We start from the raw sequence: 15,323 nt of genomic DNA, 5'->3' as shown, positions 1-15,323 counted from the left end.
CGCTGGGCTCACAGGTCGACCCGGACCGAGAAGCCCACGGTGCGCGGTGCACCGATGAAGGCCGAGTCGCTGCCATCCACACCGGCCAGGTAGCGGCGGTCGGTGAGGTTGCTGACCACGAAGCTGGCGCCCACGCCCTTCAGCTTCGGCGACAGGCTCTGCAGGTCGAAGCCGATGTTGGCGTTGAACACCGTGGCCGAAGGCAGGCGGTTGTCGTTGGCCGCATCCAGGTAACGCTCACCCAGGTAGCGCCCGGACAGGCCGAAGTTCCAAGTATCGCCCTGCCAATCGGCGGAGACCACCAGCACGTGCTTGGGCTGGCCGATCACCTGCGCCCCATCGACGATGCCCAGTTCGGTGTCGCGCGCCACGTTGCCGCTGCCCAGGTACTTGGAGCGGTTGTAGGTGTAGGCACCGTTGATGCGCCAGCCATTGTCCCAGCCATAGCCGAGCGCGGCTTCCAGGCCGGTGCTTTCCACGCCACCAAAGTTCTCGTAGACGCCATCGGTCTCGTCCAGGTAGTCGATGCCATCGGCCAGCCGCGCGGGCAGGTAGACGATGCGGTTGTCGAACTTGATGTTGTACAGGGTCAGCGAGCCGGTCAAGGGCCAGCGGCTCACGCGCAGGCCGAGCTCGATGTTGTCGGCCGTCTCCGGTTCCACCCGCGAGAAGCGTTGTGCATCGGTTTCGCCCAGCACACCGGACGGAATGGCCGCGAAGTTCTGCGAGAAGCCGCCGAACAGTTCCAGCCCTTCCACGGGCAGCGTCCAGGTGCCGCCGGCGGAGATCAGCGGGTCGGACTTCGAATCCGAGCGCACGTTCTCGGCGCTGCCGATCACGCGGTTGCGCTTCTGGTCGACGAAGAACTGCTTGACGCCCAGGCGGGCGCTGAACGGACCGAAGCGCGCCACGTCCTCGACGTAATACATCTGCTCATCGGTCTTGTAGCGGTCTTCGAACTGCACCCAGTACGGCTGGTGGTCGAAGCTGATGTCGGTGCCGACGTTGAGCAGGCGGTGCCAGTCGCGGCGCACGCTGCGGTCGAACTGCTCCAGCCAGACGCCGGCGCGCACGGTGTTGTCCACGCTGCCCAAGGTCTGCTTCCACTCCATGTCGGCGGTGAAACCGGCGCGGTCGTTGTCGTAGTGCGAATGGCGGTAGGACTGCACACCCTGCACGCCCGGCGCGTAGCAGTTGGGGTCGTACTCGGCAGTGAAACCGGCGCGCGGCACGCAGCCGGCGCGCAGCTGCGCGGCGCTGCCGTCGGGATTGACGAAGTAGAACTGGCCCAGCGCGCTGCCACCGTACACGGTGCTGCCGCCGAGGTACTCCGATTCCGGCGCACCCGCGCCATCGTTGCGTGCCTGCACCAGGTAGGGCGGCAGCCAGTCGCCGCGGCCTTCCATCTTGTGCGCGTAGCCGGTGAGCGAGAGCTTGAAGCCGTTGCCGCTGTCGAACGCGCCGCGCAGGTAGCCGAAGGTGTTCTCGCGCAGCGCGCGCGAGCCGGAACGGAAGTTCTGGTCCAGGTACGGAATGCCGGTGAGCGTGCCGGTCAAACCGTCGCGGTCGGGGTTGATGGCGAAGGCTTCGGGGGTGACGCTGGTGTATTCGGGTTCGTCGGCGTCGTTGTACGAGGCGTAGCCACTCAGCGTCCAGCGATCCAGTTCGGTGATGAACTTCGCGGCGAGATGGTCGTTGCTGACATGGCCGCTGCCGTCGATCCAGTCGTTGACGCGCGCCGAAGAGGCACTGATCCACGCGCGGGTGTTGCCGCCGAGCACGCCGGTGTCGTAGCGCACGTAGTACTTGCGGGCGTCGTTGTCGCCGCCACCGGCAACCATGCGCAGGCGCTGTTCCTGCAGCGGGTCGCTGGTGAGGAAGTTGAGCGTGCCACCGAGCGCTTCGTTGGAACGCGAGGAGATGTCCGCGGTGCCCTGGCTGACTTCGATCGTCTCCAGATCCAACGTATCGATGTAGCGGTTGGCCAGCGAGCCGCCGCCGTAGCCGGAGCCGCCGTTGGGCAGGCCATCGATGGTGGTGCCGATCTGCTGCGTATCACGGTTGGTGACGAAGCCGCGCATGCTGATCTGCGTGCCCCATACCGAGGAACCGGTGGCGTCGGCTTCGCTCACCACCACGCCGGGCAGTTCGTTGAGCGCGTTGTTGACGCTGCCCAGGATCTGCTGGCGCTGCAGGGTTTCCTGGCTGACGGTGGTCTTGGCGAAGCTGGTGGCCTGGCCGATGACCTGCACCTGGTCCAGCGTGCGCGCGTCATCGGCAGGGGCCGGTTCGGCGGCCATGGCCTGCACGGTGGCGGTGAGCATGAGGGCAAGCAGGGAGACGCGGGGATAACGGCCAGCAATCGACATGGGTCATGGGCGCGGCAGTGGGGTCGGCCGGCAGTATTGGCAGCGGGGGTTACGTGGCCATGACATGAAGTGCGCGATATCGCGACGTTGTGACGGCGCGCACGACGGGGTTTTTCGTCATGCGCGCCCTTGTTTTCCTCAATGTGCGCCGTGCGTGGAGCGACGACGGAACCTGCGCGACATCCACTCGCCCAGATCGTCCATCACGGTAAACGCGGCCGGAATGACGATCAGGCTGAGCAGCGTGGAGGTGATCAGGCCGCCGATCACGGCAATCGCCATCGGGGCGCGGAAGCTGGAGTCACCGGCGAAACCGAGCGCGATCGGCATCATGCCGGCGCCCATCGCCAGCGTGGTCATGACGATCGGTTGCGCGCGCTTGCGGCAGGCATCAATCAACGCATCGTGCTGGCTCATGCCGTGCTCGTCCTCGGCCATCACCGCGTAGTCCACCAGCAGGATGGAGTTCTTGGTGGCGATACCGATCAGCATCAGCAAGCCGATCAACGCCGGGAGCGAGAGCATGTTCTGGGTGATCAGCAATGCACCGAACGCACCGCCGGCACACAGCGGCACCGCTGCCAGAATGGTGACCGGCATCAGCGCGTGGTTGAACAGCAGCAGCAAGACCATGTAGATGCAGATCAACCCCGCGGCCATCGCCAGCATGAAGCCGATGAACAGTTCCACGAACACTTCGGCGTCGCCGGTATTGAGGAAGGTCACGCCCGGCGGCAACTGCTTGACGCTGGGCAGCGCCTGCACTTCGGTCATCACATCGCCCAGCGGGCGGCCGTTGAGTTCGGCGGTCAGGGTCACGTTGCGCTGGCGCTGGTAGCGCGAGATCTGCGAGGGGCCACTGCCTTGGCGGATCTCGGCCACGGCCGCGAGCGGCACCGCACCGTCACGCCCGGGCACGCGCAGCTGCCCGATCAGCGCCGGATTGGCCAGCGTTTCCTCGGCGAAGCCGACGCGGATCGGTACTTGGCGATCGGGCAGGTTGAGCTTGGCCAGGCGCTGTTCGTAATCACCGGCGGTGGCGATGCGCGCCGCTTCGGCGATGTCCTGGGTGGCGACGCCGAGATCGGCCGCGCGCGCGGCGTTGGGCACGATCTGCAGTTCCGGGCGCAACAACGAGGCGGTCGAGGTCACGCTGCCCAGCCCCTGGATCCCGCGCAGGTCGCGCTCCAGTGCGGTGGACGCTTCCTGCAGGCGCTGCGGGTCGTCGCCGGACAGCACCAGCTGCAGCAGGTTGCCCGGCTCGGAGCTGACATAGCTCACGCGCACGCCGGGCAGGTCGGCCAGACGCTGGCGGGCATCGCGTTCCAGTGCGCGCTGGTCGCGGTCGCGGTCATCGGCCAGGCCCCAGTCCAGCACCAGTGTCGCCTTGCGCGCTTCGCCCACGCCGGTGGCGCTGGGGTCGCCCAGGTCGAGCACGGCGCCCACGGCGGTGTAGACCTGCTTCAGCTCGGGCATGTCCTTGAGCAGCGCGCGGGCGCGTTCGGCCACCGCCACGGTTTCCTGCAGGCGCGTGCCCGGCGGCAGTTCCAGGTTGAGGTTGCTGCGGCCCAGATCCGACTGCGGAATGAAGGTGGCCGGGATGAACGGAATCAGCGCCAGCGAGCCGACGAACAGCGCGGTGGCCAGCCACAGGGTGATGCCGCGGTGGCGCAGCGCCTTGTCGACCCAGCCCAGGTACCACGTCATCAGCTTCGATTCCGGCTTCTCTTCGCCATGCGGCTTGAGCAGGTAGGCCGCCATCATCGGGGTGAGCAGGCGCGCCACCAGCAGCGAGAACAGCACGGCGGTGGCAGCGGTCCAGCCGAACTCGCGGAAGAACTTGCCGGCGATGCCGGGCATGAACGCCACCGGCACGAATACCGCCGCCAGCGTCAGCGAGGTGGCGATCACCGCGTTGCCGATCTCGCCGGCGGCTTCGCGCGCGGCCTCCAGCGGCGGTTTGCCCATGCGCAGGTGGCGCACGATGTTCTCGATCTCCACGATCGCATCGTCGACCAGGATGCCGACCACCACCGACAGCGCCAGCAGCGTGATCATGTTCAGCGTGAAGCCGAAGAAGTACATGACCGCGAAGGTGGGAATGATCGACAGCGGCAGCGCCAGCGCGGACACCCACGTGGCCCGCCAGTCGCGCAGGAACAACCACACCACCAGCAGCGCCAGCAGCGCGCCCTCGTAGAGCATGGTCATCGACGAGTCGTAGGAGCGGTGGGTCTCGTCGATGGCGGTGGTGACCAGCCGGAAGTCGATACCCGGGTGGGTGGCCTTGAGCTGGTCGAGTGCGCTGTGCACACCGGCCTCGACCTTCACTTCGCTGGAGCCGCGCGTCCGCGACATCGAGAACGCCACTACCGTCTTGCCATCCAGCAGCGCCGCCTCGGTCGGGTCGGCGGCGGCGTCGGTCACGGTGGCCAGGGTGGACAGGCGCACGGCGCGGCCATCGGGCAGCGCGATGGAGTAGTCGCGCAGGGCCTGCGCATCGCCGACGGTGCCGAGGGTGCGGATGGTCTGCTGGGCGCCTTCGATCTCGGCCTTGCCGCCGGCACGTTCCACCTGGATGCGCGCGAGCTGCTGCGACACGTCACCGGCGGTGATGCCCATCGCGATCAGCGCGTTGGGGTCCAGGTCCACGCGCACCTGGCGCTGTACGCCGCCCACGCGGGTGACCCGCGCCACACCAGGCACGCCGTACATCGCGCGCGACACGTCGCGGTCGACGAACCAGCTGGCCTCGTCCGGTGTCATGTGCGGCGCGACCAGGGCGTAGGTCATCAGCGAGCCGCCGATGTCGACCTTCGAGATCACCGGTTCCTGGATGTCCTGCGGCAGGTCGGTGCGGATGCGGGTGACCGCATCGCGGGTGTCATCCAGCGCGGTGGCCAGGTCGGCCTCCAGCTGGAATTCGATGGTGGTGGTGCTCACGCCTTCGTTGACCGAGGAGATCACGCGCTTGACGTTGTTCACCGTGGCCACCGAATCCTCCACCTTGCGGGTGACCTCGGCCTCCAGCTGGCTGGGCGAAGCGCCCGGCTGGGTGACGGTCACGGTGGTCATCGGGAAGGCGATGTCGGGGAAGCGGGCCACGGGCAGCTGGTGGAAGCCCCACAGGCCGGCCACGCACAGCACGAAGAAGATCAGCAGCGCGGGCAACGGGCGCTTGATCGCCCAGGCGGAGATATTCATTTGGCGCTCGCCTTGGCATCGGCCACCACGCGCACGCGGTCGCCTTCACCCAGGAAGCCGGCGCCCTCGACCACCACACGGTCGCCGGCCTTCAGCCCTTCGAGGATCGCGGTGCGGCCCTGCACGGCCTGGCCGGTACGCACGCGCAAACGCGCGGCCTGCTGCTTGTCGTTCACGGTGAACACGTAGCTGTGGCCGTCGCGCTGCACGATGGCGGCGGTCGGGATGGTCAGCACGTCGCCCTGGCCGGTGACGATGCGGCCTTCGACATACACGCCCGGCTTGAGCGTGCCCGGCTCGGGCAGGTCGGCAAAGATCGTTCCGGTGCGGGTCTGGGCGTCCACGCCCGGGGTGACCGCACGGATGCGGCCGCTGACCACCGCGTCGGCGTAGGGCAGCTCCACGGTGTTTCCCACGGCCACGCCGGTCAGCTGGTCCTCGGGCAGTTCGGCGCGCCATTCCAGGCGACCGTCGCGGATCAGCCGCAGCAGCTCGGTGCCGGCCGATACCACCTGGCCGGGCTGGACCAGGCGCTTGGAGATCTGGCCGTCGGCCGGCGCGCGCAGGTCGGCGAACTCGCGGCGGAGCTTCGCCGCATCGCGTGCGGCACGCGCGGTGGCGGTCTGCGCCTCGGCATTGATGCGGGCGGCGCGCAGCTCGTCCAGGCTGCTTTCGCTGATGAGCTTCTCGGCCGCCAGCTTGGCGCTGCGCTCGTAGTTCAGGCGTGCCAGTTCCTGCGAGGCCTGCGCCTGCTTCAGCGAGGCATCGGCCTGCGCCAGTTCGCTGTCCAGGGTGCGGTGGTCCAGCTGCAGCAGCACCTGGCCCTGCTTGACCCACTGGCCCACGTCCACCGGCAGCGCGGTGACGCGCTGGCCGCTGATTTCGACGCCGAGCTGCATTTCCTCACAGGCCGTCACCGGGCCGGAGACCAGCACGGTGCGCGCCATCTGCTGTTGCTGGGCAACGGCCAACGAGACCGGCAGCGCCGAGGTGGCGGCGGCGTCGGCCGCCTTGTCGTCTTTGCCACCGCAGGCCGCCAGCAGGGCGAGGGTGAGCAGGAGCAGCGAGCTGCGGAGAAGAGGTGCACGCATGGATGAGCTTCCGTGTCGGAACAGCGGGAACAAGGGAAAATGAAACCGAATCAGGGGGCGCGGGCCAGGCGCAGTTCGATGCCGTCGAGCATCAGCCCGAGGCCCTGCTCGAAGCGGGTGTCGAAATCGACCTCGCTCCAGACGTCACGGGCCTCCCAGCAATGGGGGAAACGCTGCTCGGCCAGCGCCATGAAGGCCTCGCCCAGCGCTTCCATGCTGCCGTCGCCGGGCCACGACTGTTCTTCGATGACGAAGCCCATCGCGTAATACACCAGGTCCATGGACGTGGTCGCGGCAAAGCGCACCGAAGCGCCCGCACCGACCAGCACGGCGATGCTCGCCTCGCCCACACGCAGCACGTTCTCGGTGGCCAGGAACGTGCCGGCATACACCCGCGCGCCATCACGGCGGGCCTTGAACGCCACCCGGAACTCGCGCGCGATCTGCAGCAGGGTCTGCCGCCAGGCCTGGCCCTCGGGAATGTGGCGGGCCACCTCCACGATCATGGCGTCGGCCATGGCATCCACCAGCGCCTGCTTGCTCTTGAAGTGCCAGTACAGCGAAGGCGCGCGGATGCCCAGCGTGCAGGCCACCTTGCGCAGGGTCACCCCCTCCATGCCGGCCTCGTCGAGGATCTTGAAGGCGGCACCGACGATGTTGTCCCGGGCGATGGGCTGACGCACTGGGGGCTTCTACCTAACGTTGTTAGGGGCGAATCTAACAGTGTTAGGCAGAGTCCCGCAAGTAGGGCCACGCCATGCGTGGCTGCGCTTCGTTCGGGACCGCGAAGCCACGCAGGGCGTGGCTCTACCGCGCCGTCGGCCCCGCCGATATGCTGCGTCCATTCAACCCTCCGGTGATGGATAGGGTGGCGTGCCCGTGCGGCCGCAGCCGGTACACCATGAGGGGCCTGTAGGGGCATGCAGCACCGAATCAGATTGAAAAGGAGGGCTTTGTGCAGGGAAACGTTATCCGGTGTGTGTTGCTTATTTTTTGTGCTTCGTTGCTTGGTGGACGTGCGGTCGCCCAGGTTGCACGTCCCGATGCGAGCCGAATTGCTGAAGAGTTGATCGCGATGGAGGAGAAGGACCAGGAGGTAAGGAGCGCACAAAAGGTCGATGTGAATGAAGTGCTTAGAGTTGACGCGCAGAATACGCATCGGCTCAATGAAATCATGACGTCGATGGGCTGGCCGCGCATCTCTGTGGTCGGCAAAAAGGCCGCCGATGCTGCTGCCCTGCTGGCCCTTCATGCTGATCGACATCCACAGTTTCAGCGCCGAGCATTGGAGTTGATGCAGCCCTTGGTTGAGACAAAGGAAGCGGACCCAGAACAATTTGCCTATCTTTGGGACCGGACGCACATCCCTCAGCGATTCGGCACCCAAGGGGGATGCGTTGGCACTGCGTGGCTGCCGGACGAAGTTGAAGATCCCGCTCAAGTGGAGTCGCGAAGGGCGGCCATGGGCATGAGACCGCTTTCCGACTACGTAGCGATAGCCAGTGAAATGCTGTGCAAGACCAAGCAGTGAAATGGGGGGCCGTGACAGGTCTGCATGGCTGGTTGCAGCAGGTACCGAAGCCTGCGGAAGTGCCGGACCATCTACGTGAAGGTGTTATGGGAGCCGGGCTGCGACGGCGATTGAAACGAAACGACGTATGCACCGGAAGTGAAACGCTGAACCCTGCGTCCCGACGTGGTGGCGCCTTGCGGGATTGGGTCAGTAGGTGGCGATCTGGATGAGCAGCCGGTCGCCCTGAAGGAACGACACTGCGGGCGTTGGCGTGTTGTCGGTGCGCATGCAGATCGGGGAATCGTTGTAGATGTTCCTGCTCAGCCCGGGATACTTCCTGGTGGCCTCATCGCGACTGATCACCTGCCCGCCGCGCTGCACGCAGCTTTCCATCAACGCCTTCGCCTGCGCTTCTTCAAGGCGATATCCGCGCCTGAGGGGCCTGCCCACCTCGATGCTGCCGCGCGGGTCCAGCACGATCCTGCGGTGTTTGGCGGGCTCGCTCCACGCCGGCTTCATGTCGGGCGGCATGTCGAAGCCCGCCACGCGCTCGGTCTGCCTGGCAACCTGCTCGCCGCGCTTTTTCAAGCTGGGGAGAATGATCAGCACACTCAGTACGATCGCGCCGACCATCAGCCAGCGACCCCGCGTCGTTTGGGGGACAATCTCCAACCCGAAGAATTCGAATCTCATCTGCTCATCCGTGAGGCGCGCCAAGGTGGCTGCGCATGATGGCGCAGCGTGCCCCGCCATGCCAAGCCTCCCTGCGCACTGCCCGGGAAATGGCATACTCCGCCGACACCTCCCCCGGCTGCGGGCTGCGCATCGCGCACCCGCTCCATTGGTCTGCCGCCATGCCCAGCCGTTCTGTTCGTCATGCACCCGCGCACGTCACGAACAGGAGCCCCGGCGGTTTCTGCCGGCTGTTGCTGGTCGTCGCGCTGGCGATCACCAGTGCGCTGCCCATGGCCCACGCGCTGTCACCGGACCGCACCCTTTCCCAGCTTCGTCATGACCGATGGACGCCCAATGAAGGCGCACCGGCGCAGATCTTCTCCATTGCACAGACGCCGGACGGGCTGCTCTGGCTCGGCTCGCGGCAGGGCCTGTACCGCTTCGATGGCGTGCGCTTCGAGCGCATCACCACGGCCGGCGGCACGCCGCTGATCGACGACGATGTGTTGAGCCTGAAGGCCGAGGCCGACGGCTCGCTCTGGGTGGGCTACTTCAACGGCGGGATGAGCCGCTTGGGTGGTCCCGCGCCCGGCCAGTACGAGTACCAGCGCGATGACGTGCCGCTCGGCTCGGTAATGGGCTTCGCACGTGACGCGCGCCAGCGGCTGTGGGCGATCACGCCGGTGGCCTTGGTCTGGCTGGATGCAGCCAGCGACACCTGGAAATCCGCGCAGGACATGGGCTTCAAACCGGACTGGCGACCGAAACGGATCTACGCCGACCACCAGGGTGGGCTCTGGATGGCGTACGCGGAGAACCAGGACTACGGCATCGTGTACCTGGCACCGGGCGCTACCCAATTCCAAGCCTATCCAAAGCCGGTGCTGACGCCTTATTTCGACCAGGCGGCCGATGGCACGCTCTGGGTGGCCGATGAGTGGGGTGTTCGTCCGCTTGCGCGCGCGGATGCCGATCCGCGGCATCCCAACGCCACGGTGAGTTGGCTGGAACCTGCATTCAAGGGTGCCGGGCTGCGCTTCGACCGCGATGGCAGCATGTGGCTCAGCGCCGCCGGTGGCATTGCACGTGTGCGCGATCCAAAGACGTTGCTGCCACCTGGGCGCGGCGTGATCCTGCCGGCACCCGAATACTTCGGACCCGCGCAGGGCCTGAGTTCCGAAGTGGTCTGGACCGTGTTCGAGGACCGCGAAGGCAATCTCTGGACCGGCACCGCCAACGGGCTCGACCGCTTCCGCGACAACGCACTGGCGGCGATCGCGCTGCCACGCCGCGACCAGTCCTTCGCCATGGCGGTGGGCAACGATGGCCGGCTGCTGGTCGGCAACGCCGACCGTGGCCCGATGTGGGTCACCCCCGATGCAACCAGGGCCGGTGGTGCGCGTATCGACGAGCTGGGCGGTCCGGACATGGAAGGGGTGACGGCACTGCATCGCGATGCCGCAGGCACGCTATGGGTGGGGGGTGCACATGGCACGCTGTCGCGGCTCGGAGCGCACGGGCTGGAAAAGGTTGCACTGCCACCGGAGCTGGAAGGCGAAGGAATGATCGGCATGCTCGCCAGCGACCGCGCCGGCGGCCTGTGGGTGAGCCGACTCAACGGCGGCCTGCTGCGCCTGCAGGACGGCAGATGGGAGATGCAGAACGCCAAGTACGGCATGCAGCCTGGGGTCACCCCGCGTGCGCTCGCGGAGGACGCGCAGGGGCGGATATGGACCGACGCCGGGCAGACGATCGGCGTGTTCGAGAACGGGCAGCGCCGCGACTTCAAGCAGGATGGCCCGGACATTGGGCGCATCAGCGTGCTGCAGGCCCATGGCGATGAGCTCTGGGCAGGCGCCGCGCGCGGGGTATCGATGCGCGCCGGCAACACGTTCCGCCGGCTGCTGGGGCGCGAGGGCGAACGCTTCGAGCACACCACCGGCACCCTGCTGCGGCCCAACGGCGAGCTGTGGCTGGGCGGGCGCAGCGGCTTGAGCCGCGTGCCCGCTGCGGAACTGAAGCGCTGGCGTGCCGATCCTTCCCATGCCGTGGCGTTCGAGCGCTTCGGCGTGCTCGACGGCCTGCGTGGGACCACGGAGAAAACCGGCGGCGTATCGTCGGTGCAGGGCGATGCACAGGGACGAATCTGGTTCGCCACCGACCGTGGCGTGCACTGGATCGACCCGGACCACATCACGCGCAATCCCGCCGTGGCACCGCCGCCGCCGTCGCTGCTGGGCGTGCAGGTCGACGACACGCCCGTGCCGCTCGCGGCGCACCTGCGCCTGCCTGCCGGCAGCCGCGACCTGCGTGTGGACTACACCGCACCGGCACTGCGGGTGCCTGAGCGGGTCCGCTTCCGCTACCGGCTCGATGGCGTGGATAACGCGTGGCGCGACGCCGGCACGCGACGCCAGGCGCTGTACAGCCGGCTGGCGCCGGGCGAGTACCGGTTCCGCCTGAGCGCCAGCGACGACAGCGGCACCTGGTCGCCGCAGGAGGCGTCGTTCAACGTCACGGTACTGCCCGCGTTCTGGCAGACCACGTGGTTTTTGCTGGCCAGCCTGGGGCTGCTGGCCGCCCTGGTCTGGCTGTTCGTACGCTGGCGCGTGGCCGTGGCGCGGCTGCGCGTGCAGCACGTGTACCGGGCGCGGGTGGGCGAACGCGAGCGGATCGCGCGCGACCTGCATGACACGCTGCTGCAGTCGGTGCAGGCACTGATGCTGCGCATCGAGTCCTCGCGCCGCCGGCTGGCGCTGGGCGATGCCGCCGCCGCCGAAGCCGGGCTGGTGCATGCGCTGGAAGAGGCGGAATCCGGCCTGGTGGAAGGCCGCGACCGCATCCGCGCACTGCGCCGCGATGACGCGGGATTCGACGATCTGGAAACGGCGGTGCGCGCGTTGCCGGCACAGCTGGAGCTGCCGGCGGAGATCGCGTTCGAGCTCGCGGTCAGCGGGCGCCCGCGCCGCTGGCGCCAACCCGAACTGGGCGAGGTGTACCGGATCGTGCGCGAGGCGTTCGCCAACGCCAACCGCCACGCCGATGCATCGCGCATCACCGTGCGCATCACCTACGCACTGCTCCACACCACCGTCGAGGTCGAAGACGATGGCTGTGGCATCCAGGACGCGGTGGTGGCCCACGGCGGCAGCGACGGGCACTGGGGCCTGCCCGGAATGCGTGAGCGTGCGGCGCTGTGCGGCGGCACGTTGACGGTGCAGGCCGTGCCGGGCGGCGGCACCCGGGTGCGGGTACGGCTGCCACGCTGGCGGATGTTCCGGCGCTGACGAAAGCGCTTGCGTTGGACCGCGCCGCGATGCACGGTGCTCTCCTCGCCGGGACCTCGCCCATGACCCTCCGCATCCTGACCATCGATGACCATCCCCTGATCCGCCAGGGCATCGCCTCCATGCTGGACGTGGAACCCGGCCTGGAGCTGGTCGGCGAAGCGGCCGAGGCACTGGACGGCATTGAACAGTACCGGCGCCTGCTGCCGGACATCGCCCTGGTCGATCTGCAGATGCCCGGCGTCGATGGAATCGAGCTGACCCGACGCCTGCGTGCGGAGTTCCCGAACGCCCGCGTGGTCATCCTCACCACCTACCGTGGCGATGCCAATGCGCGTGATGCGCTGGCGGCCGGTGCCTGCGGCTATCTGCTCAAGAGTTCACTGCGCCGCGAACTGGTGGATGCGCTGCATCGCGTGGCGCAGGGCAAGCGTTGCCTGTCGGCGGAAGTATCGGAAGAGATCGCCCAGCATCTCGGCGAGGAACCGCTGACCGCGCGCGAGCAGTCGATCATGGCCGCGCTGGCCCAGGGCTGGGAGAACAAGCGCATCGCCAATGACCTGGGCATTTCCTCGGAAACGGTGAAATCCCACCTTGCGCGGATCTTCGAGAAGATCGGCGCACGCACACGCACCGAGGCGATCCACATCGCCCTGCGTCGCGGGTTGGTGCGGCTGGACGACTAGCGCTTCATCATCGGCAGCGGCCGCAGCGGATGGCGCAGCCCGTGCCTCAGCGAGAACTGCACCAGGCGCAGATGGAACCCCAGCCGTGGGAACCGCGCCACGACCCGGCGGAAGTCATCCGGGTGCAGGTCGAAGCGAAGCAGCCCCAGCGATACATCGATCCAGTCGGCGCGGCGGAACGCCTCGATGCGGCAGTCCTGGTCGCGCGGTACCCGCGATATCCGGTGGTGCTCGCTGATCATGGCTATCACCACCGGCACCAGTTCCGGCCGGTCCTGTTCGAGCAGGTACTGCCGGGCCAGCGCCTCGGACGGCGCCAGATAGTCGAAGGTGCCTGCGGTCCATATGCCAAGGTCATGGAACGCGACCGCGACGGATAGCGCATACAGGTCCTGCACGGTGCCAGGCAGCATGCACCAGTGGAAGTTGGCCACGCGGTAAGCATGATTGCGATAGGGGTGGAAGTCCCGGCCCAATGCGGGGGCGTGGTCCTGCAGGATCTGATCGAGCACTGCCAGCCGGTCGAGCATGCCGTTCTCCCGTTGCACGGCGCGTGTCGTGCTGCTGGCAAGGGTAGCGCCGGCGCATGCGGGTGGCCGCCGCCGGCAGGACTATCCGTACCTCCCCCATGTGGGGGCGTGCCCCCGCGCCCGAACGACCGATGCCGCCCCTGCACCCGCATGGGAGGCTGGACCGTGACTTCACATAGGACCGGGCAGCAGCTCAGGCGACTTCGATGCCCTTCACCAGCCGCGACGCGAGACGATCATGCTTGAGCTGTGCCAGCCACCAGTCGAGCGCGCGCCCTTGATGATCACCGCGCCAGGCCACGTAGAGCAGGTTCGGTTCGCGCGGATCGGCCATGCGTTTTTCAACCAGCGCGCCGTTGGCGAGCAGGCCCGCCACGCGGTCGCGCGGCAACCAACCCACACCCAGCCCCTCGCATTGCGCGCGGATCTTGGCCTGCATGCTTGGCACCGCCAGCGAAGGCTGGCCACCGAGTACGCCGTAGCCGCGCACGTCGACTCTCCGGGAGGTATCGGCCACCACCACCGCGCGATGCTGCAGCACCGTTGAGGCATCCACCGGTTCGGCGGCCTTGGCCAACGGATGATGCGGCGCCACCGCGAACACCCATTCCATCACCCCCAGTTCGAACCAGCGCAGGCCCGGAATCACCGGCGGCTCATTGGTGGCCCCCACGACCAGGTCCGCGCGCCCATCGCGCAGCGCTTCCCAGGTGCCGGTGAGGACTTCGTGGGTAATGCGCAGCGTGACTCCGGAGGCAAGCGCGTCGAAGGCCTGGATCACCGGCAGCAGCGTGTCGAACTCCAGTATTTCGTCGGTGACGATCCACAGGCGGTCTTCCCAGCCGCCGGCCACCTGTTTGACCCGGCGGGTAAGCCGGGACACATCCAGCATCAGCCGCGCCGCTTCCTGGGCCAGCAGATGACCGGCCGGGGTGAGCTGCAGCCGGTAACGGCGGCGGTCAAACAGCAGAGCGTCGAAGCGGGCCTCCAGCTGGCGGGCGGCGTGCGAGACGGTGGAGGGCGCCTTGCCCAACCGTGCGGCGGCACGCGACAGGCTGCCGCTCTCGCGGATCGCCTCCAGCAGGGCCAGTTCGTCAGCAGACAACATGTTCGATCCCTTCGAACGAGTTCGTCGCGATTGTGGCACGGAAACATCAGGACGCCCGCGCAACATGGGCTCACGGCATAACGCCCCCCTCGAAGGAGATCAGCATGAACCGTTTCAACAGCAAGACCATCCTCGTCACCGGCGGCAGCAGCGGCATCGGCCTGGCCGCCGCCAAGGCCTTCGCCGCCGAGGGTGCCCGCGTGGTCATCACCGGCCGCGACGCCGCCGCGCTCGACCAGGCCCAGGCGGCAGTGGGCGCCAACGCCCTGGCGGTGGTGAACGATGCCGGCGACATCGCCGCCGCCCGCGCCCTGGCCGACACCCTGGCCGCCAACGACGTGCGCCTGGATGCGGTCTTCATCAACGCGGGAGCCGCGAAGTTCGCCGCCTACCCGGACGTGGATGAAGCGCTGTGGGACCAGATCTTCAACACCAACATCAAGGGGCCCTATTTCCAGTTGCAGGCCCTGCTGCCGCTGCTCAATCCGGGCGCGTCGGTGGTCATCAACGGCTCGATCAACGCCCGCATCGGCATGCCGAACACCTCGGTATATGCGGCCAGCAAGGCGGCGGTGATCTCGCTGGCCAAGACCCTCTCGGCCGAGCTGCTGCCGCGCGGCGTGCGCGTCAACGTGCTCAGCCCGGGCCCGGTCGCCACCCCGATCTACACCAAGCTAGGCCTGGACGCGGCCGCGCTGGATGCCACCGCCGCACAGATCCAGAGCCAGATTCCGCTCGGCCGCTTCGGCACGCCCGAAGAAATCGCCGCCACCGTGCTGCACCTGTCATCGCCCGAGTCGGCCTACATCGTCGGCACCGAAATCATCGCCGACGGTGGCATGAGCCAGCTCTAACGCCGC

The 15,323-nt window shown here is 67.7% G+C and carries 11 protein-coding genes; 4 read left to right on the top strand and 7 right to left on the bottom strand.

Going from position 1 to position 15,323, the window contains the following annotated elements:
- Positions 1-8: 8 nt before the first annotated feature.
- The 4 genes from ACREPD_RS08305 to ACREPD_RS08290 form a co-directional block, all read right to left on the bottom strand.
- Positions 9-2,369 (bottom strand): TonB-dependent receptor, encoded by a 2,361-nt coding sequence (locus ACREPD_RS08305; protein ID WP_431598872.1) that lies wholly within the window; start codon positions 2,367-2,369, stop codon positions 9-11.
- A 138-nt stretch (positions 2,370-2,507) separates the two neighbouring features.
- Positions 2,508-5,573 (bottom strand): efflux RND transporter permease subunit, encoded by a 3,066-nt coding sequence (locus ACREPD_RS08300; RefSeq protein WP_431598871.1) that lies wholly within the window; start codon positions 5,571-5,573, stop codon positions 2,508-2,510.
- Positions 5,570-6,664 carry an efflux RND transporter periplasmic adaptor subunit gene (locus ACREPD_RS08295; RefSeq protein ID WP_431598870.1) on the bottom strand — a complete coding sequence of 365 codons (1,095 nt, stop codon included), beginning with the start codon at positions 6,662-6,664 and terminating at the stop codon, positions 5,570-5,572. Before ACREPD_RS08295 ends, ACREPD_RS08300 begins: the two co-directional genes overlap by 4 nt.
- 50 nt (positions 6,665-6,714) lie before the next feature.
- The gene (locus tag ACREPD_RS08290) at positions 6,715-7,347 is read right to left on the bottom strand and encodes a TetR/AcrR family transcriptional regulator C-terminal domain-containing protein (RefSeq protein WP_431598869.1); all 633 of its coding nucleotides are present in this window, start codon (positions 7,345-7,347) and stop codon (positions 6,715-6,717) included.
- Between the two features lie 272 nt (positions 7,348-7,619).
- On the opposite strand from ACREPD_RS08290, the gene ACREPD_RS08285 reads away from it, so the two are divergent.
- Positions 7,620-8,195, top strand: coding sequence for a DUF6624 domain-containing protein (locus tag ACREPD_RS08285; protein WP_431598868.1), 576 nt, complete (start codon positions 7,620-7,622; stop codon positions 8,193-8,195).
- A 189-nt stretch (positions 8,196-8,384) separates the two neighbouring features.
- Here the strand turns inward: ACREPD_RS08285 and ACREPD_RS08280 are convergent, their stop codons facing one another.
- Positions 8,385-8,870, bottom strand: coding sequence for a hypothetical protein (locus ACREPD_RS08280; protein ID WP_431598867.1), 486 nt, complete (start codon positions 8,868-8,870; stop codon positions 8,385-8,387).
- Between the two features lie 161 nt (positions 8,871-9,031).
- Between ACREPD_RS08280 and ACREPD_RS08275 the strand changes: the two genes are divergently transcribed.
- On the top strand, positions 9,032-12,139 hold the full coding sequence (locus ACREPD_RS08275; RefSeq protein WP_431598866.1) for a sensor histidine kinase: 3,108 nt from the start codon (positions 9,032-9,034) through the stop codon (positions 12,137-12,139).
- 62 nt (positions 12,140-12,201) lie between these two features.
- Positions 12,202-12,825, top strand: a complete 624-nt coding sequence (locus ACREPD_RS08270) for a response regulator (RefSeq protein WP_431598865.1) — start codon at positions 12,202-12,204, stop codon at positions 12,823-12,825.
- Here ACREPD_RS08270 and ACREPD_RS08265 read toward each other — a convergent pair.
- Positions 12,822-13,355: a hypothetical protein gene (locus tag ACREPD_RS08265; RefSeq protein ID WP_431598864.1), complete on the bottom strand. Its 534-nt coding sequence runs from the start codon at positions 13,353-13,355 to the stop codon at positions 12,822-12,824. The genes ACREPD_RS08270 and ACREPD_RS08265 overlap by 4 nt on opposite strands.
- A gap of 193 nt (positions 13,356-13,548) precedes the next feature.
- Positions 13,549-14,463 carry a LysR family transcriptional regulator gene (locus ACREPD_RS08260; RefSeq protein WP_431598863.1) on the bottom strand — a complete coding sequence of 305 codons (915 nt, stop codon included), beginning with the start codon at positions 14,461-14,463 and terminating at the stop codon, positions 13,549-13,551.
- Between the two features lie 104 nt (positions 14,464-14,567).
- Between ACREPD_RS08260 and ACREPD_RS08255 the strand changes: the two genes are divergently transcribed.
- The gene (locus ACREPD_RS08255) at positions 14,568-15,317 is read left to right on the top strand and encodes an SDR family oxidoreductase (RefSeq protein WP_431598862.1); all 750 of its coding nucleotides are present in this window, start codon (positions 14,568-14,570) and stop codon (positions 15,315-15,317) included.
- Positions 15,318-15,323: the final 6 nt, after the last annotated feature.

Origin of the sequence: Stenotrophomonas sp., from assembly GCF_050737075.1 — a bacterium.
Taxonomy (GTDB): Bacteria; Pseudomonadota; Gammaproteobacteria; order Xanthomonadales; family Xanthomonadaceae; genus Stenotrophomonas.
This window is presented reverse-complemented; position numbering and strand designations above follow the sequence as displayed.